At 73.7% G+C, this 19,095-nt stretch carries 22 protein-coding genes; 10 read left to right on the forward strand and 12 right to left on the reverse strand.

Translation table 11 applies throughout. The annotated features are described in order from the left end of the window. Positions 1-98 precede the first annotated feature (98 nt). Together AB0G63_RS25685 and AB0G63_RS25690 are read right to left on the reverse strand one after the other, a co-directional pair. Entirely contained in the window at positions 99-662 is a 564-nt protein-coding gene (locus AB0G63_RS25685; RefSeq protein WP_360754468.1) for a histidine phosphatase family protein, read from the reverse strand. Beyond that, a complete protein-coding gene (locus tag AB0G63_RS25690) occupies positions 659-1,438 on the reverse strand; it encodes a hypothetical protein (protein WP_360754470.1) in 780 nt (259 codons plus the stop codon). Before AB0G63_RS25690 ends, AB0G63_RS25685 begins: the two co-directional genes overlap by 4 nt. A 216-nt stretch (positions 1,439-1,654) precedes the next feature. On the opposite strand from AB0G63_RS25690, the gene AB0G63_RS25695 reads away from it, so the two are divergent. After that, positions 1,655-2,062: a CoA-binding protein gene (locus AB0G63_RS25695; protein ID WP_360754473.1), complete on the forward strand. Its 408-nt coding sequence runs from the start codon at positions 1,655-1,657 to the stop codon at positions 2,060-2,062. 136 nt (positions 2,063-2,198) lie between these two features. After that, on the forward strand, positions 2,199-3,365 hold the full coding sequence (locus AB0G63_RS25700; protein ID WP_360754648.1) for a 4-hydroxybenzoate 3-monooxygenase: 1,167 nt from the start codon (positions 2,199-2,201) through the stop codon (positions 3,363-3,365). A gap of 6 nt (positions 3,366-3,371) precedes the next feature. On the opposite strand, the gene AB0G63_RS25705 is transcribed toward AB0G63_RS25700, so the two are convergent. Further along, positions 3,372-3,731 carry a metalloregulator ArsR/SmtB family transcription factor gene (locus AB0G63_RS25705; RefSeq protein ID WP_360754476.1) on the reverse strand — a complete coding sequence of 120 codons (360 nt, stop codon included), beginning with the start codon at positions 3,729-3,731 and terminating at the stop codon, positions 3,372-3,374. Positions 3,732-3,792: 61 nt separating this feature from the next. Between AB0G63_RS25705 and AB0G63_RS25710 the strand changes: the two genes are divergently transcribed. Beyond that, positions 3,793-4,887, forward strand: a complete 1,095-nt coding sequence (locus AB0G63_RS25710) for a cation diffusion facilitator family transporter (RefSeq protein ID WP_360754479.1) — start codon at positions 3,793-3,795, stop codon at positions 4,885-4,887. Positions 4,888-4,896: 9 nt separating this feature from the next. Here AB0G63_RS25710 and AB0G63_RS25715 read toward each other — a convergent pair whose 3' ends face one another. Together AB0G63_RS25715 and AB0G63_RS25720 are read right to left on the reverse strand one after the other, a co-directional pair. After that, complete coding sequence (locus tag AB0G63_RS25715) at positions 4,897-5,454, reverse strand: YbaK/EbsC family protein (RefSeq protein ID WP_360754482.1); 558 nt, start codon at positions 5,452-5,454, stop codon at positions 4,897-4,899. A gap of 47 nt (positions 5,455-5,501) precedes the next feature. Then, a complete protein-coding gene (locus AB0G63_RS25720) occupies positions 5,502-6,074 on the reverse strand; it encodes an XRE family transcriptional regulator (RefSeq protein ID WP_360754485.1) in 573 nt (190 codons plus the stop codon). Positions 6,075-6,205: 131 nt separating this feature from the next. Between AB0G63_RS25720 and AB0G63_RS25725 the strand changes: the two genes are divergently transcribed. After that, complete coding sequence (locus AB0G63_RS25725) at positions 6,206-7,063, forward strand: DMT family transporter (protein WP_360754488.1); 858 nt, start codon at positions 6,206-6,208, stop codon at positions 7,061-7,063. A gap of 1 nt (position 7,064) precedes the next feature. Here the strand turns inward: AB0G63_RS25725 and AB0G63_RS25730 are convergent, their stop codons facing one another. Next, positions 7,065-7,829, reverse strand: coding sequence for an acyltransferase (locus AB0G63_RS25730; protein WP_360754490.1), 765 nt, complete (start codon positions 7,827-7,829; stop codon positions 7,065-7,067). Positions 7,830-7,937: 108 nt separating this feature from the next. Between AB0G63_RS25730 and AB0G63_RS25735 the strand changes: the two genes are divergently transcribed. Continuing rightward, positions 7,938-8,471: a gamma carbonic anhydrase family protein gene (locus AB0G63_RS25735; RefSeq protein ID WP_360754492.1), complete on the forward strand. Its 534-nt coding sequence runs from the start codon at positions 7,938-7,940 to the stop codon at positions 8,469-8,471. 12 nt (positions 8,472-8,483) lie between these two features. Here the strand turns inward: AB0G63_RS25735 and AB0G63_RS25740 are convergent, their stop codons facing one another. Then, complete coding sequence (locus AB0G63_RS25740; protein ID WP_360754495.1) at positions 8,484-9,134, reverse strand: DedA family protein; 651 nt, start codon at positions 9,132-9,134, stop codon at positions 8,484-8,486. Between the two features lie 497 nt (positions 9,135-9,631). Further along, the gene (locus AB0G63_RS25745; protein ID WP_324785066.1) at positions 9,632-10,069 is read right to left on the reverse strand and encodes a DUF4442 domain-containing protein; all 438 of its coding nucleotides are present in this window, start codon (positions 10,067-10,069) and stop codon (positions 9,632-9,634) included. A 164-nt stretch (positions 10,070-10,233) separates the two neighbouring features. On the opposite strand from AB0G63_RS25745, the gene AB0G63_RS25750 reads away from it, so the two are divergent. Then, positions 10,234-11,244, forward strand: a complete 1,011-nt coding sequence (locus AB0G63_RS25750) for a hypothetical protein (RefSeq protein ID WP_360754497.1) — start codon at positions 10,234-10,236, stop codon at positions 11,242-11,244. Positions 11,245-11,270: 26 nt separating this feature from the next. Here the strand turns inward: AB0G63_RS25750 and AB0G63_RS25755 are convergent, their stop codons facing one another. Both AB0G63_RS25755 and tuf read right to left on the reverse strand, forming a co-directional pair. Then, complete coding sequence (locus AB0G63_RS25755) at positions 11,271-12,116, reverse strand: fused MFS/spermidine synthase (RefSeq protein WP_360754499.1); 846 nt, start codon at positions 12,114-12,116, stop codon at positions 11,271-11,273. Between the two features lie 95 nt (positions 12,117-12,211). Beyond that, positions 12,212-13,381, reverse strand: a complete 1,170-nt coding sequence (gene tuf, locus AB0G63_RS25760) for an elongation factor Tu (protein ID WP_360754502.1) — start codon at positions 13,379-13,381, stop codon at positions 12,212-12,214. Positions 13,382-13,739: 358 nt separating this feature from the next. On the opposite strand from tuf, the gene AB0G63_RS25765 reads away from it, so the two are divergent. Continuing rightward, positions 13,740-14,513 carry a VTT domain-containing protein gene (locus AB0G63_RS25765; protein ID WP_360754503.1) on the forward strand — a complete coding sequence of 258 codons (774 nt, stop codon included), beginning with the start codon at positions 13,740-13,742 and terminating at the stop codon, positions 14,511-14,513. Positions 14,514-14,667: 154 nt separating this feature from the next. On the opposite strand, the gene AB0G63_RS25770 is transcribed toward AB0G63_RS25765, so the two are convergent. Beyond that, a complete protein-coding gene (locus AB0G63_RS25770; RefSeq protein ID WP_360754506.1) occupies positions 14,668-15,837 on the reverse strand; it encodes a thiolase family protein in 1,170 nt (389 codons plus the stop codon). 169 nt (positions 15,838-16,006) lie between these two features. Here AB0G63_RS25770 and AB0G63_RS25775 point away from each other — a divergent pair, with 169 nt between their 5' ends. Further along, positions 16,007-16,477 carry a helix-turn-helix domain-containing protein gene (locus AB0G63_RS25775; RefSeq protein ID WP_360754509.1) on the forward strand — a complete coding sequence of 157 codons (471 nt, stop codon included), beginning with the start codon at positions 16,007-16,009 and terminating at the stop codon, positions 16,475-16,477. A 20-nt stretch (positions 16,478-16,497) separates the two neighbouring features. On the opposite strand, the gene AB0G63_RS25780 is transcribed toward AB0G63_RS25775, so the two are convergent. Continuing rightward, positions 16,498-17,433, reverse strand: coding sequence for a PmoA family protein (locus AB0G63_RS25780; protein WP_360754511.1), 936 nt, complete (start codon positions 17,431-17,433; stop codon positions 16,498-16,500). Positions 17,434-17,760: 327 nt separating this feature from the next. Between AB0G63_RS25780 and AB0G63_RS25785 the strand changes: the two genes are divergently transcribed. Together AB0G63_RS25785 and AB0G63_RS25790 are read left to right on the forward strand one after the other, a co-directional pair. Beyond that, positions 17,761-18,636 (forward strand): undecaprenyl-diphosphate phosphatase, encoded by an 876-nt coding sequence (locus AB0G63_RS25785; protein ID WP_360754514.1) that lies wholly within the window; start codon positions 17,761-17,763, stop codon positions 18,634-18,636. A gap of 270 nt (positions 18,637-18,906) precedes the next feature. Continuing rightward, a complete protein-coding gene (locus AB0G63_RS25790; protein WP_360754517.1) occupies positions 18,907-19,086 on the forward strand; it encodes a hypothetical protein in 180 nt (59 codons plus the stop codon). Positions 19,087-19,095: the final 9 nt, after the last annotated feature.

Consider the following 19,095-nt stretch of genomic DNA (forward strand, 5'->3'; position numbering starts at 1 on the left):
AGACGACGTGGCCATCGCCCCGCACTGGCGCACCGCCCCGATCAGCCCGTCAACAAAGACACCCGCGAAGCCAGGCCACTAAGTCACTGGTATTGAGGCTAGCCCTGCTTCTTCCCGCCGTGCTTCTTCTCTCCCCTCGGCACGAGCACGCCGGTCAGCAGCGCCACGCCCGGGGCGAGCGCCTGCCAGTCGGTGCCGTGCCAGGCCAGCACGGCGATCGCGGACGTCGGGAACTTCGCCCGCACCCGCTCCAGCGTGCCGCCGAGGCCGTCCCCGGCGAGTTCCAGCACCAGCTCCTCCAAGCCGGGGTTGTGCCCGATCAGGAGCAGCGTCTCGACCTCGGGCGGCGTCTCGCGCACCACTGTCAGCAGTTCGGGCACGCCGGCGGCGTACAGCCGCGGGTCGTGGCGCACGGGCGGCGGGGTGCCCCACTGCGCCGAGGCCAGCTCCCAGGTCCGGCGGGCGCGGACGGCGGTCGAGCACAGGGCGAGGTCGGGGAGGCAGTCGGCCGCGGCGAGGGCGCGGCCGACGGCCGGGGCGTCCCGGCGGCCGCGGGGCGCCAGCGGGCGCTCGTGGTCGGGGACGCCGGCCGGCCAGGCCGACTTGGCGTGCCGCACGACGACCAGGCGGCGCAGCGGGCCCGCTCCGGCGCGCGCGATCACGCCGGGGATCCCAGGTCGCGGGTGAGGTCCAGGCCGAGCAGCCGGTCCGCGTAGGCGTACGTCTCGAAGCGGGCGCCGTCCGGCAGGCCGGGATCGCTCTCCACCCAGGTCAGGACCTCCAGCACGGCGGGCACGTCCAGGTCGTTCTCCCAGGCGGCGCGCAGCCGGCCGCGGACCTCGTCGGGGACCGGCCGGGACGGCCGGCGCGCCCAGGCGGCGACCGCGCCGCGCCAGCGCGCGAGGGTGTCGCGGGCGTCGGTGAGGGCGGCCGCGTCGAGCCGTGCGGGCGCGGTGCGACGCCGGGAGAGCAGAGCCAGGCGCAACACCGACGGGTCGTCCGCGCCCGCCGGGGTGTCGCCGACCGGGGTGTCGCCGACCGGGGTGTCGCCGGCCGGGATGTCGCCGACCGGGATGTCTGCGGTCGCGGCGGCGACGGCGACCCGGACGCCGTCGGGCACCGGCCCGTCATCCGCCGCCACGTGGATGACCCGGGCCCCGCCCGGGCCGGGGCCCGGGTCCCGGCCGTCCTCGAAGGGCCGGACGCCCAGCGCCGCCGCCGAGGCGCGCAGGTCCTCCCGCTCCCGTTGGCCGGCCAGCAGCGCCCACACCGGGGTGCCGCCGAGTTCCAGGGCTCGTAACAGCAGGTCGGCGACCAGCAGGACGCGCAGGGCGGTGGTGTCGTGGCCCGGTGCGTGGGCCACGACACGGGTCAGTCCCCGCCGGGTCGGGGTGGCGTCGACGGGTTCGCCGGTCCGGGCGTCGGTGATGCGCAGCACGGAGTGAGCGTAGGCGGGCGGGCGGCCGGGCGCAGGCTACGGCACGGGTTTCGGCCTGGTCGCGGTGTGCGGCTCGCGGCCCGGGCGGTGGGGCGGGGCAGCGCCGTTCGGGTGAGCGGGAGGTGAACGGGACACGGGGCGGGCGGGGAATCCCCGGGGGCCGTGCGCCGTTGTGCGACCGGACAGATCTTCCCCGAGGCTACGAGGAGGCCGGCTGTGTACGGCGACGAGGCGACGGTTCGCAGGATTCTCACCGAGCTCGGCGACACCTGGGCGGTGGTGGGCCTCTCGTCGAACACGCGGCGCCCCGCGTACGGCGTCGCCCAGGTGCTGCAGCGCTTCGGCAAGCGCGTCGTGCCCGTCCACCCCAAGGCGGAGACGGTGCACGGCGAGCAGGGGTACGCCTCCCTCGCGGACATCCCGTTCGACGTGGACGTGGTCGACGTGTTCGTCAACAGCGACCTGGCGGGGGCCGTGGCCGACGAGGCGGTGGCCAAGGGCGCTCGCGCCGTGTGGTTCCAGCTGGGCGTCGTCGACCAGGCGGCCTACGACCGCACCCGCGCCGCGGGGCTGGACATGGTGATGGACCGGTGCCCCGCCATCGAGATCCCGCGCCTGGGCTGAGCGGCCCGGCGGCGCCGCGCTCCGGCCGGCTGTGCGGCGCCGACATAATGTTCGGGTGAACTTATCCTCCGCCCCCGACTCCGCCCCCGCACCCGCCCCCGCACCCGCACCCGCACCCGCGGAGCGCTTTCCGGTCGTGATCGTCGGCGCGGGACCCGCCGGTCTGGCCCTCGGGAACATCCTGCGGGCCGCCTCCGTGGACTGCCTGGTCCTGGAGGCGGAGACGCGCTCCTTCGTCGAACAGCGGCCCCGGGCAGGGGTCATCGAGGAGTGGGCGGTGCGCGAGCTCCAGCGGCGGGGCCTGGCGGACGGCCTGCTGGAGCGGGCCCAGCCGCACTCGGAGTGCGAGTTCCGCTTCGACCGGCAGCGGTACCGGTTCCCCTACGCGGAACTGACGGGCCATCATCACTACGTCTATCCGCAGCCGTTGCTGGTCACGGACCTGGTGCGGGAGTACGCGGACGTGCGCGGCGGGCAGATCCGGTTCGGGGTGCGGGACGTCCGGCCACACGACCTGGACTCGGACCGGCCCTCGGTGTCGTACACCGACCCGGACACCGGTGAACGGCGTCTTGTGCGCTGCGACTTCGTGGCCGGCTGCGACGGGGCGCGCGGGGTGACGCGGACCGTGCTGCCGCCGGGGCGCGCCCGGATCGCCCGGCACGACTACGGCGTGGGCTGGCTGGCGCTTCTCGCCGAGGCGCCGCCCTCCAGCGACTGCGTCGTCTTCGGCGTCCATCCCCGCGGCTTCGCCGGGCACATGGCCCGCAGCCCCGAGGTGACCCGCTACTACCTCCAGTGCCCGCCGGGCGACGACCCGGAGGACTGGCCGCACGACCGGGTCTGGGCGGAGTTGCAGGAACGGCTGGCCGCCGCCGACCGGCCGCGGCTGACGGAGGGGCGACTGCTCGAGAAGCGCGTCCTCGACATGCACGACTACGTCGTCGAACCGATGGTGTTCGGCCGTCTCCTCCTCGCCGGGGACGCCGCCCACCTCACCGCGCCCATCGCCGCCAAAGGCATGAACCTCGCCCTGCACGACGCCTTCCTGCTCGGCGACGCGCTGGTCGCGTACCTCACCGAGGGCGACACCGGCGGCCTGGACGGCTACTCGGCGGCCTGTCTGGCGCGTGCGTGGGACTACCAGGAGTTCTCGCAGTGGCTGTCGGAGGTGTACCACGGCACGTCGTCCGGCGACGCCTGTCGCGCGGGCACCTCGCTCGCCCGGCTGCGCCGCCTGTTCACGTCGTCCGCGGCGGCGGCCGCGTTCGCCGAGCAGTACCTCGGCAAGCCGTCCGGCTGACGCCGCTCAGTCGTGCGGGGGCCGGCCGCCGAGCCGGTGGTCCGCCACGTTCAGCGCCTCCTCCACCAGGCGGCGCAGATGGCCGTCGCGCAGAGAGTAGATCACCCGGCGCCCTTCCTTGCGGGTGTCCACGAGTCCCGCGAGCCGCAGCCGCGCCAGGTGCTGGCTGACCGCTGGACGCGCCGCGCCGCACGCCTCGGTGAGCGTGCTGACGTCGGCCTCGCCCGCGGTCAGCGCGTGCAGCAGGGCGAGGCGGGTGCGGTCGCCGAGCAGCGCGAGGAGTTCCGCGGCGAGCGTGAACTGCTCCTCGCCCGGGGTGCGCGGGTGCGCATCATGCGCAGGTGACAGGTGCATGCGTGCGCTCATACGCACATAATGGTGCCGTGGGCGCCCCGCGTCCACTCCCGCGGAACGGAAGGGGACCGGCGTGAGCGACCGGCACGACCACCACAGTCACCACCACCCGCACGAGCATCACCATCCACAGAAGCACCACCCCCACCACTCGTACGAGCACCACCACCCGCAGGAGCACCATCGGGCCGGCTCCCGTCTGCGCCACCTGCTCACCCCGCACTCCCACGAGAGCGCCGGCAAAGTCGACGCCGCGCTGGAGGCCTCGTCCCGCGGCATGCGGGCACTGTGGGTCTCGCTGGCGGTCCTCGGCGCGACGGCGCTGGCCCAGGCGGCCGTGGTCGTGCTGTCCGGATCGGTGGCGCTGCTGGGCGACACGGTGCACAACACGGCGGACGCGCTGACCGCCGTACCGCTCGGGATCGCGTTCGTGCTGGGCCGGCGCGCGGCCACCCGCCGTTTCACCTACGGCTACGGCCGGGCGGAGGATCTGGCGGGCATCGTGATCGTGCTGACGATCGCCGCGTCCGCCGCCTTCGCGGCGTGGACGGCGGCCGGCCGGCTCCTGGACCCGCGCCCGGTCACCCACGTCCCGGCGGTCGCGGTGGCCGCCCTGGCCGGCTTCGCGGGCAACGAGTGGGTGGCCCGGTACCGGATCCGGGTGGGCCGCGAGATCGGCTCGGCCGCGCTGGTGGCCGACGGGCTGCACGCCCGCACCGACGGGTTCGCGTCGCTGGCCGTGCTGCTGGGCGCGGGCGGTTCGGCGCTGGGCCGGCACCTGGCCGACCCCCTGGTGGGGCTGGCGATCACGGCCGCGATCGTGCTGGTGCTGCGGGACGCGGCCCGCGAGGTGCTGCGGCGGGTGATGGACGCCGTAGACCCGGCCCTGGTGGACCGGGCCGAACAGGCACTGCGGGCGGTTCCCGGCGTACGGGAGGTCGGTGAGCTGCGGCTGCGCTGGATCGGGCACCGGCTGCGGGCCGAGGTCGCGGTGGTCGTCGACGGCGAGGCGACACTGCGGCAGGCCCACGGCATCGCGGTCGACGCCGAACACGCCCTGCTGCACGCCGTGCCGCGGCTCACGGCCGCGCTGGTGCACGCGGATCCGGCGCCGGCGCCGGGAGAGGCGGACCCGCACCTGCCGCTGGCGCACCACGCGACCGCCTGAGGAGCGAGGTCAGGCCACCCCGAGCCCCTCGACCACCACCGCGCCGGGCAGTTCGGTGAACGCCTTGCCCGGCACCAGCAGCTTGCCGCGCCGCCGCCCGCTGCCGACCAGCACGTACGGCAGGTCGGCGACGGCCGGGTCCACCAGCACCGGCCAGCCCTCGGGCAGCCCGAGCGGGGTGATGCCGCCGTACTCCATGCCGGTCTCGCCCGTGGCCGTGTCCATCGACGCGAACGACGCCTTGCGGGCCCCGAGGCGGCGGCGCACCACGCCGTTGACGTCGACCCGGGTGGTGGACAGCACCAGGCACGCGGCCAGTGTGGTCTCGCCGCCGCGCCTGCCCGAGACCACCACACAGTTGGCCGACTGCTGGAGCAGCTCCCGGCCGTAGTGCTCCACGAAGACGGCGGTGTCGGCCCATCGCGGGTCGGTGTCGACGTAGACGATCTGGTCGGCGGGGACGCTGCCGCTCCAGTGGCGTACGGCGTCGGCGACCGGGCGGATCAGTTCGCCGAGGACGTCGGGGGCGGGGGCGGCGTGGTCGAAGTGTCCGATGGGTGCGTCCATGGCGACACGGTAACAATGGCGGCACGGCAACAGCGGCCCCGGGCCGCTCAGCGCACGGGCGGGACGGAGACGGCCATGATCATCTCCATCGGGACCTCGCCCGTGTTGCCGTAGACGTGCGGGGTGTTCGCCTCGAAGGAGGCGCTGGCGCCGGCCGGGACGCGGTGTTCGGCGCCGTCCACGGTGAGCGTCAGCTCGCCGGCCGTGACGTGCACGAGTTCGACCGTGCCGGCCGGGTGCGGGTCGGACGGGCTGCTCTCGCCCGGCATCAGACGCCAGTCCCACATCTCCAGCGGGCCGGGGGCCTCGGTGCCCGCGAGCAGCCGGTTGTAGCTGCCCGCGTCGGTGTGCCACAGCCGCACGGCCTGCTCGGCGGGGACGACCCGGACCTTGGGACCCTGCTCGTAGTCGAGCAGGGTGGTGATGCTGACGCCGAGCGCGTCGCCGATCTTGACGACCGTGCCGATGCTCGGGTTGGTGCGCGCCTGCTCGATCTGGATGAGCATGCCGCGGCTGACCCCGGCGCGGGCGGCCAGCGCGTCGAGGGTGAAGCCGCGCTCGTTGCGCCAGCGCTTGACGTTGCGCGCCAATGACTGGGTCAGCAGGTCGAGGTCCGACACATTCCGTCCAACTCGTCGAGGCCCATGGGAGCACCACACCCAAGGGCAATATCCTGGATGACAAAGTCCACTTCGCTGCACTACGGTGGGGTGCACCCGATCGTGCACCGAACTGTACTGCGAGGCGAGCCGTGACAGCATTCTTCGCCCTGGCCACCAGCCTGCTGTGGGGCCTTGCCGACTTCGGCGGCGGGCTGCTGACCCGGCGTGCTCCGGTGCTCACGGTGGTCGTCGTCTCACAGGCGGTCGCGGCGGCCGTGCTCGGCGTGATCGTGGCGGCCACGGGCGGCTGGGGCGAGGCCGGGCCGCGGCTGTGGTTCGCCTTCGCGGCCGGACTGGTGGGGCCGGTCGCGATGATCTGCTTCTACAAGGCGCTCGCCCAGGGCCCGATGGGCGTCGTCTCCCCGCTGGCCACCCTGAGCGTGGCCGTCCCGGTCGGTGTGGGCCTGTGCCTCGGCGAGCGGCCGGGCCTGGTCCAGGCCGCGGGCATCGCGGTCGCCGTCGCCGGTGTCGTCCTCGCGGGCGGGCCGCAGCGCCGGGGCACCCCCGTGCGGCGGGAGACCATCCTGCTCACGCTGGTCGCGGCGCTCGGCTTCGGCGCGGTGTTCGCGCTCATCGCGGAGGCGTCCACCACCGTCACCGGTCTCTTCCTCGCGCTCTTCGTGCAGCGTGTGACCAACGTGGCCGTCGGCGGCGCCGCGCTGTACGCCTCCGTGCGGCGGGGCGGCGCGGCGCTGCCGCCGGAGGGCTTCCCGTGGGCCTCGCTGCCGGCGCTGGCCTTCGTGGGCCTGGCGGACGTCGCGGCGAACGGCACCTACGCGATCGCCGCCCAGTACGGCCCGGTCACCGTCGCCGCCGTGCTCGCCTCGCTCTACCCGGTGGTCACCGCCCTGGCCGCGCGCGGCTTCCTCAGCGAACGGCTGCACCGGATCCAGGCGGCGGGCGCGGGTCTGGCCCTGGTGGGCACCCTGCTGCTGGCGACCGGGTGAGTCAGGACTCCGCGTCCAGCTGCGCCAGCCTGGCCGCCGCCTCCTCGTCCAGCTCCGACAGCGCCAGCAGCTGTTCCGGCGTGACCCCGTCGGGGATCGGCACCGGCGGGGGCGTCCTGAGCGGCGGCTGCCAGCCGTCGGCGGGAGTCCAGCGCCGCACCACCCGCGCGGGTGCCCCGGCGACCACCGCGTGGTCGGGCACCACGCCCCGGACCACCGCGCCGGCGGCGACCACCACGTTCCGCCCGATCCGCGCGCCGGGCAGGATCACCGCGCCGGTGCCGATCCAGCAGCCCGCGCCGATCTCCACCGGCTCCATCCGGGGCCACTGCTTGCCGATGGGCTCGTGCGGGTCGTCGTAGGAGTGGTTCGTGGACGTCACGTACACGTACGGCCCGAAGTAGCAGTCGCTGCCGATGGTGACCGCGGTGTCCGCGATGACGTGACTGCCGCGGCCCAGGACGACACCGTCGCCGACGCGCAGGATCGGCTCGGGGCCGAGGTCGAGGTCGGGCATCAGGCCCGCGGTGAGGGTGACCTGTTCGCCGACGATGCAGTGGGCGCCCAGGTGGATCCAGGGTTCGCCGAAGACCGTGCCGAGCGGGAAGGCCAGCCTGGTGCCGGCCCCGATCGCCCCGAAGCGGAACCGTCCCGGGTGCTGCGCGGTGACCGAGCCGGTGCGCTGCACCCAGGCCCAGCCCGCGTGGACGGCGCGCTGCGCGAGGCGGCGCCGCCATGATGAGAACGTGTTCTTGCGCATCGGCACGGGGTCACGGTACTCAGCGCGGCGGGCCTTCAAGAGGCCGAGGCCCTGTGATCTTCACCCCACCGGATGGCGTACCGTGCGGGGGCATCCGACGACGAGGAGAGGGCGATGACGCACAAGGCGTTGGTCACGGGCATCGGCGGCCGGGAACCGAAGATCGACCAGGAGGCGTTCGTGGCGCCCACCGCGTCGGTGATCGGCGACGTGACGCTGGAGGCCGGGGCGAGTCTCTGGTACGGCGCGGTGGCGCGCGGCGACGTCGAGCGGATCTCCGTCGGGGCGCGGAGCAACGTGCAGGACAACTGCACGCTCCATGCCGACCCGGGTTTCCCCGTCACCATCGGGGAGCGGGTGTCGGTCGGGCACAACGCCGTGGTGCACGGGGCGACCGTCGGCGACGACTGCCTGATCGGGATGGGCGCGACCGTGCTCAACGGCGCGGTGATCGGGGCGGGCTCCCTGGTGGCCGCGCAGGCGCTGGTGCCGCAGGGGATGCAGGTGCCGCCGGGTTCCCTCGTCGCCGGGGTGCCGGCGAAGGTCAGGCGCCCGCTGACCGAGGAGGAGCGGGCGGGCGTCACCCTCAACGGGACGCTGTACGCGGACCTGGCGGCGGCGCACCGCGAGGTCCACGAGAGGCCGTAGGCCCGTGGGTGCTCAGTCGACGGCCGGGACGGGTTCCTTCTCGGCCTGCTCGCTGTGCGCCGTCGCCTTCTTCGTCTTGCGCTTGAGGACGAGCATCGAGGTCAGGCCGATCAGCACCGCCGCGACCAGGCCCAGCCACGAGAAGCGCTTCAGCCAGGACTCCGCGACCACGCCCACGTAGTAGATGACGGCGGTCGTGCCGCCCGCCCAGAGGATGCCGCCGAGGACGTTGGCGATCAGGAACTTCCAGTACGGCATCCGCAGCACGCCCGCCAGCGGGCCGGCGAAGATGCGCAGCAGGGCGATGAAGCGGCCGAAGAAGACGGCCCACATGCCCCACTTCTCGAAGGACCTCTCCGCGGTGGCGACGTGCCCCTCGCCGAAGTGCCGCGGGAACTTCCGGCCGAGCCACGCCAGCAGGGGCCGTCCGCCCTTGCGGCCGATGGCGTAGCCGATGGAGTCGCCGACGATGGCGCCGAGGCTGGCGCACGCGCCGAGGATCACCGGGTTGACGCCGGCGTGCTGGGAGGACAGCAGGGCCGCCGAGACCAGGACGATCTCGCCGGGCAGCGGGATCCCCAGGCTCTCCAGACCGATGACGAGTCCCACCACGGCGTAGACGGCCGCCGCGGGCACCGTGTCGAGCCACTCCTGGACGTGCACCGCCGGTCCCTCCCGTTCGTGACTCTGTTCGTGCCGCAGCGTTTCCGCGTGCGCGCACGGGGCGTACCCGGGAAGCCTACCGGGTCGGCGCCCGGCGGCGGCATGGCGGCGGCCGCACCCGGTGCCCCTCCCGGCTCCCGCCGGGCCCCTGCCGGTGCTCCTGGGGGACGGTCGCGCGGTCCGGGCCCGAACCGCGGTGACCGGCCGTCAGGGAGACCTCCGACACGCCGGGCACGGCACCGCAGGGCGGGCGGCACCACAGGCAGCGGGCCCACACGCGGGCGGCACCACAGGCACACGGCACCGCAGGGCGGGCGGGCCCGGCCGTCGCACGACCGCACCGCCGGAAGGCAGGCCCCGGCCGGAAGGCGGGCCCCCGCCGGAAAGCGGGCCCCGGCCGAAAGACAGGCCCCGGCCGGAAGGCGGGCCCCGGCCGGAGTCCTACCGGGCCCGGATCGCGGCGGGCGACGCGATCGGCTCCCGGCGGTGAGCGGAGGTCAGCCGTTGGGGCGCAGCGTCCACAGCACCGTCATCTCACCGGTGACGGCGCCGTCCTGGCGCTGGATGGCGACGCTCACCGGGAACTCCGGGCGGGTGCCCGCATCGAGCTCGGCCACGACGTCGGCGACGGGGCGGCCCAGGGTCGCGGTCGCCGTGACGGGACCGAGGGCGATCTTCTTGAACGCGATCTCGGCGTGCACCGGGAGCGGGACGGCCCGGGAGAGCTGGTCGCCGAACGCGGCCAGGACGACGGCGCCGCTGGCCGACTCGCCCAGCGTGAACATCGCGCCCGCGTGCGGCCCGCCGACGTGGTTGCGGTATTCGCTCTGGTCCGGGAGGGCCAGCACGGCCTTCTCCGGCGTGGTCTCGAGGTACTCCAGGTTCAGGGTGCGAACCATCGGCACCGTCGCGGCGAGCAACTCGCCGATCGACATCTGGTCTGCGCTCATGCCCGAAGGTTACCCACGAGTAGCCTACGCTGACCAGGCCCCTGCCGCCCCCCGCCCGTCGGGTGCGCCCGGACCGGATTCCCGGTGTGCCACGGCCGGCGAAACCGGGGGGCCGCATCGGATGCCGGGCGGCACTAGGGTGAACGCCCATGTGGCCAGGACAGCAGCCGCCCGGGGGCGAGCAGAACCCGCACGCACAGAACAACCCCTACCAGCAGCCGGGGTACCAGCAGCCGAATCCGTATCAGCAGCCCGGCTTCCAGCAGCCCAACCCCTATGCGCAGCAGCCGCAGTGGGGCGCGCCCACCTCGGTGGGCACTCCCCAGCCGCCCGGGGGCGGAGGCGGCCGGACGAAACTGGTCGCGATCCTGGCGGCCACGGCGGTGGTCGTGACGGCCGGCGTCACCGGTTTCCTGGTCCTCGGCGGGAACGAGGACGACACGGCGGACGGCGGCAAGGACAAGCAGACGACGAGTCAGTCGCCCACCACCGGCCCGAGCGAGTCCGCGACGGGCACGGACGACAACCCCCGCGGCGGCGAGACCGAGAAGGCGACGATTCCCGGCTGGAAGGTCGTCGTGAACCCCAAGTGGGGCACCGCCTTCGACGTGCCGGCCGACTGGGCGGTCGAGTCGCCCGGCACCTTCATCGGGTTCGAGGACGAGAAGAAGGGCGACGGCTCCGTCCTCATCGGCATGTCGGCGCCCGCCTACCTCAAGGAGAAGTGGTGCTCGTCCGACGCCGACAAGGACGGGCGCACCGACGACACGGCGCTGGCGGCGGCCGGCACGAAGGGCCAGGACGGCGCCAAGAACACCTCCGACGTCGCGCGCAACGACTCGGCCTGGTGGGTGTTCGGCGGCTACACCGACCAGTCGGACGCCGCCAAGAAGCTCCTCACCATCGGCAAGCCGGAGGACTACACGACGGCGTCGGGCGTCAAGGGCAGCGTCGCCACGACGTATTCGACGGGCGTCGCGAAGAAGGGCAAGTGCGACTCCGACGGCAAGGCGACCACGTTCGCCTTCAAGAACTCGGCGGGCGACTTCGTGTCCTGGACCTTCTACGGGGCCAAGGGCGTCAAGGACGAGGTGCCCGACGAGACGGTCAGGAAGATCCTCAGCACCGTGCGCCTGCACGGCGACCCGACGGAGGGGTGACGGCCTGACGGAGGGGTGACGACAGGTCAGCCGATGCCGAACGCGCCGTCGGGAGGCTCGGGCGACGGTACGGCGTCCGCGTCCCGCACCGGCCGCGCATCGCCGGTGAAGTCCCGCACCCCGGGGCCGTGTTCGACGCGGGCGGGGAAGGCGTCGGCCGCCGTGAGCCGGATCAGGGCGGCCGTGTCGAGCGGGCGGTGCGCGGCGGCGACCACCGCGTTGCCGAAGCGGCGGCCGCGCAGCACGGCCGGTTCGGCGATCAGCACCAGTTCTTCGAACTCGGTCGCGCAGGTGGCGAGTTGGGAGCGCAGGAAGGCGAAGGGCGCGGAGTCGGCGAGGTTGGCGAGGTAGACCCCGTCCGCGCGCAGCACCCGTGCGGCCTGCCGGATGCAGTCGACGGTGGTGAGGTGGGCCGGGATCCGGGAGCCGCCGAAGACGTCGGCGACCAGCACGTCGGCACAGTCGTCGGGGGCGGCCTCCAGCCAGGCGCGGGCGTCGGCGGCGTGCAGCGCGACGCCCGCGCCCTCGGGCAGCGGCAGGTGCTCGGCGACCAGTTCCAGCAGACCTCGGTCCGCCTCGACGACGTCCTGCCGGGAGCCGGGCCGGGTCGCGGCCACGTAGCGGGGCAGGGTGAGCGCTCCGCCGCCGAGGTGGACCACGTCCAGCGGGCGGCCCGGCTCGGCGACGGTGTCGAGGACGTGCCCGAGCCGCCGGGCGTACTCGAACTCCAGGTGCTCCGGCTCGTCCAGGTCGACGTACGACTGCGGCGCCCCGTCGACCGTCAGCAGCCAGGCCCGCCTCCGGTCGACGTCGGGCATCAGCTTGGCGGTGCCGTGGTCGGTGGTCCGGGTCACGGGTATGGGTTCGCTCACCCGTCCATTGTGCGGGCGGGCGACGGCGGCGGGGGACGCGGGGAGCCGCGCGGCCGGCGCACCGGCCCGCGGTCCCCCGCGCGGACCGGCCGCCGTCAGCCGACGGCTGTCACGGTGCCGGCCCCCACGGTCCGTCCGCCCTCGCGGACGGCGAATCCGAGCCCCGGCTCCAGGGGGACCTCGCGCCCCAGTTCGACGGTCATGGTGACCGTCTCCCCCGGCCGCGCGAGGGCCGCCTCGCCGAGGTCGACATCACCGACCACGTCCGCCGTCCGGATGTAGAACTGCGGGCGGTACCCCGTCGACACCGGTGTGCCGCGACCGCCCTCGCGCGCCGACAGGACGTACACCTGCGCCGTGAAGCGCCGTCGGGGAAGCACGCTGCCCGGCGCGGCCACCACGTGCCCGCGCCGCACCGCGTCGCGCGGCACCCCGCGCAGCAGCAGCGCCACGCTGTCCCCCGCCTGCGCCTCCCGCATGGGCTTGCCGAAGGTCTCCAGGCCGGTGACGACCGTCTCCAGCCCGGCGCCGAGCACGTCGACCCGGTCGCCGACGCGCACGGTGCCGCGCTCCACCGCGCCGGTCACCACGGTGCCCCGGCCGGTGATGGTGAGCACGTTCTCGACGGACAGCAGGAACGGTCCGTCCAGGTACCGCTCGGGCATCGGCACGTACGTGTCCACGGCGTCGAGCAGCGCCTCCACGGCCGCCGTCCACTTCGGGTCCCCCTCCAGGGCCTTCAGCCCGGAGACCCGTACGACCGGTACCGCGTCGCCGCCGTAGCCGTGCTCGGTGAGCAGGTCGCGGACCTCCAGCTCGACCAGGTCGGTGAGTTCCTCGTCGCCCGCGTCGGCCTTGTTCAGCGCGACGACGATGTGGTTCACGCCCACCTGCCGGGCGAGCAGGACGTGTTCGGCGGTCTGCGGCATGATCCCGTCGAGCGCGGAGACGACGAGGATCGCCCCGTCGAGCTGCGCGGCGCCGGTGACCATGTTCTTGACGTAGTCGGCGTGGCCCGGCATGTCCACGTGCGCGTAGTGCCGGGTGTCGGTCTCGTACTCGACGTGCGCGATGTTGATGGTGATGCCGCGGGCGGCCTCCTCCGGGGCGCGGTCGATGCGGTCGAACGGCACGAACGTGCCGGTGCCGCGCTCGGCCAGCACCTTGGTGATGGCGGCGGTCAGGGTGGTCTTGCCGTGGTCGACGTGGCCCATCGTGCCGATGTTCAGGTGCGGTTTGGTGCGCACGTACGCCGTCTTGGGCATGGCGGTACCTCGAAGCCTCTCAGTGCTGCTGAGCGATGGCCCCGGCCGGATTCGGACGCCGGCCGGGACGGGGACCCCGAGAACGTGCCGACCCTCCCCCTGCGGGGTCCGCCGGACGATCCGGGGAGGGTCAGCTTCGTGCGCCGTCGACGGCGGCCGGCGGGAGGACGACGGCAGCCTTCGGCGCATCCGCGGCTGCGGATGCTGCGAGGGTGAAGGCGTGCCGGAACATGAGGCCGATCATCGCCGACGCACCGCCCGGCGTCGAACGGTTTTCCCGCGGCGGGAGGCACCGCGCCCGCCGCACATGAGACGGACCATACGGCGATCACACGCGGGTGTCGGTTACTGTCACCGGATGCTCGATGCCACCACCCGCTCTGGGGGCACGGCCACGGCCTCTCCCCGGGCCGCCACCGCGGAACTCGCAGTCCCCGTCGCCCTCCCCGCGGCACCGGGACCGGCGACGCGCCGCAGGCGCGTGCTGCTGTCGCCGTGGTCGCGGCTGTCCCTGCTGGTCGCCCTGCTCGCGGCGGCCGCGTCCTGCGTGCTGCTGTTCGAGCCGCAGAGAGTGCTGACGCACGGCTGGCCGCCGCAGCTCGGCGGGGCCGCGGCGGCCGTGGTGTTCGCGGTGGCGTACGGGCTGTGCACCGTCGCGTTCGTGCCGCGGCCGCTGCTGAACCTCGCCGCGGGCGCGCTCTTCGGCTCCGGACTGGGCCTCGGCACGGCACTGACGGGCACCGTGCTCGGCGCCGGAATGGCCTTCGGCCTCGGCCGGGTGCTCGGACAGGACGCGCTGCGCCCGTTGCTGCGCGGCCGGCTGCTGCTGGCGGCGGACGGGCAGCTGAGCCGGCACGGCTTCCGCTCGATGATGGCGGCGCGGCTGTTCCCGGGCGTGCCGTTCTGGGCCGCGAACTACTGCGCCGCCGTCTCCCGCATGGGCTGGTTCTCCTTCCTCCTCGCGACGGCGCTCGGCTCGGTCCCGAACACCGCCGCGTACGCCGTCGCCGGTGCCCGCGCCTCGGCGCCGACGTCCCCCGCCTTCCTGATCGCCATGGCGTGCATCGCCGCGCCCGCCCTGCTGGGCGCGACGGTGGCGTGGCGCAAGCGGCACCATCTGCGGGGCCGCTGAACGGCTGCGGCAGGCCGAGCGAAGTCCGCTGCGGTCGGGCAGCGCCCCGAGGGACGCGGGGAACCGTGCCCCGAGGGAAGCGGGGAACCGGGCGACCCGCCACCACGGCGCCGCAGCCGGCTGACGGCGCGACGCGGCACGCCCGGCGGAGCGCTCAGACCGCTTCCAGGATCATCGCGTTGGCGAGGCCGCCCGCCTCGCACATGGTCTGCAGGCCGTAGCGGGCGCCGCGTTCGCGCATCGCGTGCACGAGAGTGGTCGTCAGCCGGGTGCCGCTGGCGCCGAGCGGGTGTCCGAGGGCGATGGCGCCGCCGTGCACGTTGACCTTGCCGAGGTCGGCGCCGGTCTCCTGCTGCCAGGCCAGGACGACGCTGGAGAACGCCTCGTTGACCTCGAACAGGTCGATGTCGTCGAGGGTCAGGCCGGCCCTGCGCAGCACCTTCTCCGTGGCGGGCACGACACCGGTCAGCATCAGCAGCGGGTCGGAGCCGGTGACGGCGAAGCTGTGCAGGCGGGCGAGCGGGCGCAGGCCGAGGCGGGCGGCCGTCTCGCCGGAGGTGACGAGCACCGCCGAGGCGCCGTCGTTGACCGGGCTGGCGTTGCCCGCGGTGACGTTCCACTCGATCTGCGGGAAGCGTTCGGCGAAGGCCGGGTCGTAGTAGGCGGGCTTGAGACCGGCGAGGATCTCCGGGGTGCTGTCCGGGCGTACGCACTCGTCGCGGGCGACGCCGTCCAGCGGTGCCACCTCGGCGTCGAAGAGGCCCGCGGCCCAGGCCGCGGCGGCCTTGCGGTGCGAGGACACCGCGAAGGCGTCCATCTGCTCGCGCGTGATCGACCACTTGGCGGCGATGAGCTCGGCGCTGATGCCCTGCGGGACCAGCCCCTCCGGGTAGCGCCCGGCGACGCCCGGGCCGAAGGGGTCCTTGCCGGGCGGCACGTTGGACCACATCGGCACGCGGCTCATCGACTCGACGCCGCAGGCCACGGCGATGTCGTACGCGCCGGAGATCACGCCCTGGGCGGCGAAGTGCACGGCCTGCTGGGAGGAGCCGCACTGGCGGTCCACCGTGGTCGCCGGGACCGACTCCGGCAGGCCCGCCGACAGGGCTGCGTAGCGGGTGGTGTTCATGGCCTGTTCGCCGACCTGGTCGACGGCGCCGCCGATCACGTCGTCGATCAGCGCCGGGTCGACGCCCGAGCGTTCGACGAGGGTGCGCAGGGTGTGGGCGAGGAGCTCCACGGGGTGGACGTGCGCGAGGGCGCCGTTGGGTTTGCCCTTGCCGATGGGCGTGCGTACGGCTTCGACGATGACTGCGTCACGCATGCTGCGGGCCTCCGTTCGGAGCGGTCACCTGGGCGGTCACCTGTCCGGCTCGCTGTTCGGTTACCTGTGAGTAGGAAATCTGGACCCACCATAACCAGTAGAGTTGGAAAAACAAACCCTATAAGTTTGAGATCCGAACCCTCCTCTGGCCGCACTTAGACTGGAGGCCATGGCCGCCACCAAAGATCCGCGCCCCTGTTCCATCGCCGACGCCCTGGCGCTCGTCGGCGAGAAGTACTCCCTGCTGGTGCTGCGGGAGGTCTGCCTGGGCAACGGCCGGTTCGACCAACTGGTGCGCAACATCGGCGCCCCGCGCGACGTGCTGGCCACCCGGCTGCGCCGGCTCGTCGACGCCGGGATCCTCACCAAGCGCGTCTACAGCGAGCGGCCTCAGCGCTTCGAGTACGTGCCCACCCAGGCGGGGATCGACCTGGAGCCGGTGCTGATGACCCTCATGGCGTGGGGCGACCGCCACCTCCGCCAGGACGGCGACCGCCCCATGGTGCTGGAGCACGTCTGCGGCGACGAACTGGTCCCGGTCGTCACCTGCCGGTCCTGCGGCGAGACGGTCCGCCACGAGGACCTCACCGCCCACCCGCAGGCGCCCGGCTGGACGGTGGCGGGCCCGTCCGCGGCCTGAGCCGCGTCAGGCCCGCGCGGTCACCAGGGGTGAGCCGCCAGGTACTCGGCGATCTCCGCCCGCTCCCACACACCGTCGGCCACCACGATCCGGTAGCGGCGCGTGAGGGACTCGCCTGGAGGGAGTACCAGTTCGTCGTAGAAGGCCCACGACGGGGCGACGGCGGCGAAGGGCTCGTTGCGCACGAACCAGTGGGCGGGGTGGGCGCCGCGGGCGCCGAGGTGGTCGTTGCCGGGGGCGTGCACGAAGACCAGGGTCGCGTGACCGTCGGTGCCGTCGTGCTCGCCGGAGAAGGCGAGCCAGGGCGCCTGCTCGCCCATCAGGCCGGGCCCCTCGGCGTCGGGACCGATGATCCGGCCGCCGCGGAAGGCGCGCGGTCCGCGCCAGAACAGGCCCGTGTAGCCGGCCAGTTCACGCCCCGCCGTGGTCGGGCTGCCGAACCGCAGCGGCTCGCGGCGCCGGTTGGTGATGACACTCGTCCAGGTCAGGGCCCAGGAGCCCGACTCCGGTTCGACGTCGTGCACCTCGATCCGGCGCTCCTCGTCCGCCCACAGGTCACCGCCGTGCGGGTGCCAGGTCAGCCGTTCGGCGATCACCGCCCGGCCGTCGCGCGCGGCGACCTCGTCGAAGGCGACGTGCGCCATGGAGCCGACGCGCTCGGGGAGTTCGAGGTACCCCTCGCCGTGGACGTAGGAGTTGCCGCCCCACAGGTTGGCGCCCGACAGATGCGACGCCGTCAACTGCAGGCCCTTGTGCCAGCGGTGGTCGCTCGGCCGGTAGCCGGTGACCACGTCGCCCGCCAGGGTCCGCAGCGGGTGGATGTACGGCTTGGGCGCTTCCCAGGCGGCCTCCGGGGCGTAGACGTAGCTCAGCAGCTCGACGCCGGTGGCCGGTGCGGCGACGGTGATCCGGTCGCCGTGGGTGTGGACGACGCGCGGGCCGGTCACGGTGGGCATGGGCGTGATCAGCACTCCTCGGGAACGGCGAACCGGCGAGGAATCCCAGCAAGCGCTTTCTCCTCCGCTGCAACGTAAGCGCCGCCCCCGCCGCAGGTCAACACCCCAGGAGCCGGGCCGGCACCGGCCCCCGCGCGAGCGCCCCGCCGCCCCGCACCTCCGTCCGATCGAGCCCAGCACACCCGTCCGTCGAGCCCCTGTGCGAGGACTGTCATTCCGGGACGCTAGGCTGCCCTGGACACACGTGATCACCGCGCCCGGGGCGTGGTGTGTCCGAAACCTGCCCGAATTCCCTGGCCGCGATCAGCACTTGGACCCGCTTCCTCCATGTCTTGGTTTGAATCCCTCATCCTCGGACTCGTCCAGGGGCTGACCGAGTTCCTTCCCGTCTCCTCCAGCGCGCACCTGCGGCTGACCGCCGCCTTCTCCGGCTGGAAGGACCCTGGCGCCGCCTTCACCGCGATCACCCAGATCGGCACGGAGGCCGCCGTGCTCATCTACTTCCGCAAGGACATCGGGCGGATCGTCTGGGCCTGGGCGCGCTCGCTCACCGACAAGGCGATGCGCGAGGACCACGACGCGCAGATGGGCTGGCTGGTGATCGTCGGCTCGATCCCGATCGGCGTGCTCGGCCTGCTGTTCAAGGACCAGATCGAGGGGCCCTTCCGCGACCTGCGGGTCACCGCCACGATGCTGATCGTCGTCGGCGTGGTGATCGGCATCGCCGACCGGATGGCGGCGCGCGACGAGAGCGGCGGACGGCACCGCGCGCCCAAGCAGCGCAAGACGCTCGACGACCTGCGGGTGAAGGACGGCCTGATCTTCGGCATATGCCAGTCGATGGCGCTGATCCCGGGCGTCTCCCGCTCCGGCGCCACCATCAGCGGCGGCCTGTTCATGGGCTACCGGCGCGAGGCGGCGGCCCGCTACTCGTTCCTGCTCGCCATTCCGGCGGTGCTCGCCTCCGGCCTCTTCGAGCTCAAGGACGCGATGGAGAGCGACCACGTCTCCTGGGGTCCGACCCTCTTCGCCACGGTGATCGCCTTCGCCTCCGGGTACGCCGTCATCGCCTGGTTCATGAAGTTCATCTCGACCAAGAGCTTCATGCCGTTCGTCTGGTACCGCGTCGCACTCGGCATCGTCATCATCGCCCTGGTGGCGGCGGGCGTGCTGAGCCCGCACGCCGCGGAGTCGGCCGGCTGACGCAGACCGGCGCATCCGACCGTCCGCGCGCCGTGTCGCACACCACCTCGCCACGGGTGTACGCCACCCCGTGCCACCCACCGCGCCACACCCCCGCCCTCGCCGCCCACGGGCCCCTGACCAGCAACGTCACCCACCGGCGCGTCATGAACCAGCCACTTCCGGATCGGCCGGATCCAAACGGCCGACCGGGAATTCGTGACGCAATACATACGGGATGCGTAGCCGCCCGGTAGCGCAGTGTCAGTTCTTGCCCCTAGGCTGGGGCGCATGTCCCCCGATTCCGTGGTCCCTGGTTCCGTGCGGCCTGCTGCCGAGGTGAACGAGCAGATCCGTGCCCTGTGGATGCGCGCGGGCGGCTCCCTGTCGGCCCAGGAGCGCGCGGAGTACGAGTTGCTGGTCGTCGAGTGGGCGGCCGCCATCCGGGCCGACGTCATCGAAGCGGCCTGAGACGCCGCC

Source organism: Streptomyces sp. NPDC020996, from assembly GCF_040641355.1.
Lineage (GTDB): Bacteria > Actinomycetota > Actinomycetes > Streptomycetales > Streptomycetaceae > Streptomyces.

Coding starts and splice junctions, on each gene's coding strand:
- AB0G63_RS25705 (WP_360754476.1), bottom strand. CDS start 3,731: ATGAGCGCACGCATGCACCTGTCACCTGCGCATGATGCGCACCCGCGC.
- AB0G63_RS25715 (WP_360754482.1), bottom strand. CDS start 5,454: ATGGACGCACCCATCGGACACTTCGACCACGCCGCCCCCGCCCCCGAC.
- AB0G63_RS25735 (WP_360754492.1), top strand. CDS start 7,938: ATGACGCACAAGGCGTTGGTCACGGGCATCGGCGGCCGGGAACCGAAG.
- AB0G63_RS25745 (WP_324785066.1), bottom strand. CDS start 10,069: ATGTCGATCGGCGAGTTGCTCGCCGCGACGGTGCCGATGGTTCGCACC.
- AB0G63_RS25750 (WP_360754497.1), top strand. CDS start 10,234: ATGTGGCCAGGACAGCAGCCGCCCGGGGGCGAGCAGAACCCGCACGCA.
- tuf (WP_360754502.1), bottom strand. CDS start 13,381: ATGCCCAAGACGGCGTACGTGCGCACCAAACCGCACCTGAACATCGGC.
- AB0G63_RS25765 (WP_360754503.1), top strand. CDS start 13,740: ATGCTCGATGCCACCACCCGCTCTGGGGGCACGGCCACGGCCTCTCCC.
- AB0G63_RS25770 (WP_360754506.1), bottom strand. CDS start 15,837: ATGCGTGACGCAGTCATCGTCGAAGCCGTACGCACGCCCATCGGCAAG.
- AB0G63_RS25775 (WP_360754509.1), top strand. CDS start 16,007: ATGGCCGCCACCAAAGATCCGCGCCCCTGTTCCATCGCCGACGCCCTG.
- AB0G63_RS25780 (WP_360754511.1), bottom strand. CDS start 17,433: ATGCCCACCGTGACCGGCCCGCGCGTCGTCCACACCCACGGCGACCGG.
- AB0G63_RS25785 (WP_360754514.1), top strand. CDS start 17,761: ATGTCTTGGTTTGAATCCCTCATCCTCGGACTCGTCCAGGGGCTGACC.
- AB0G63_RS25790 (WP_360754517.1), top strand. CDS start 18,907: ATGTCCCCCGATTCCGTGGTCCCTGGTTCCGTGCGGCCTGCTGCCGAG.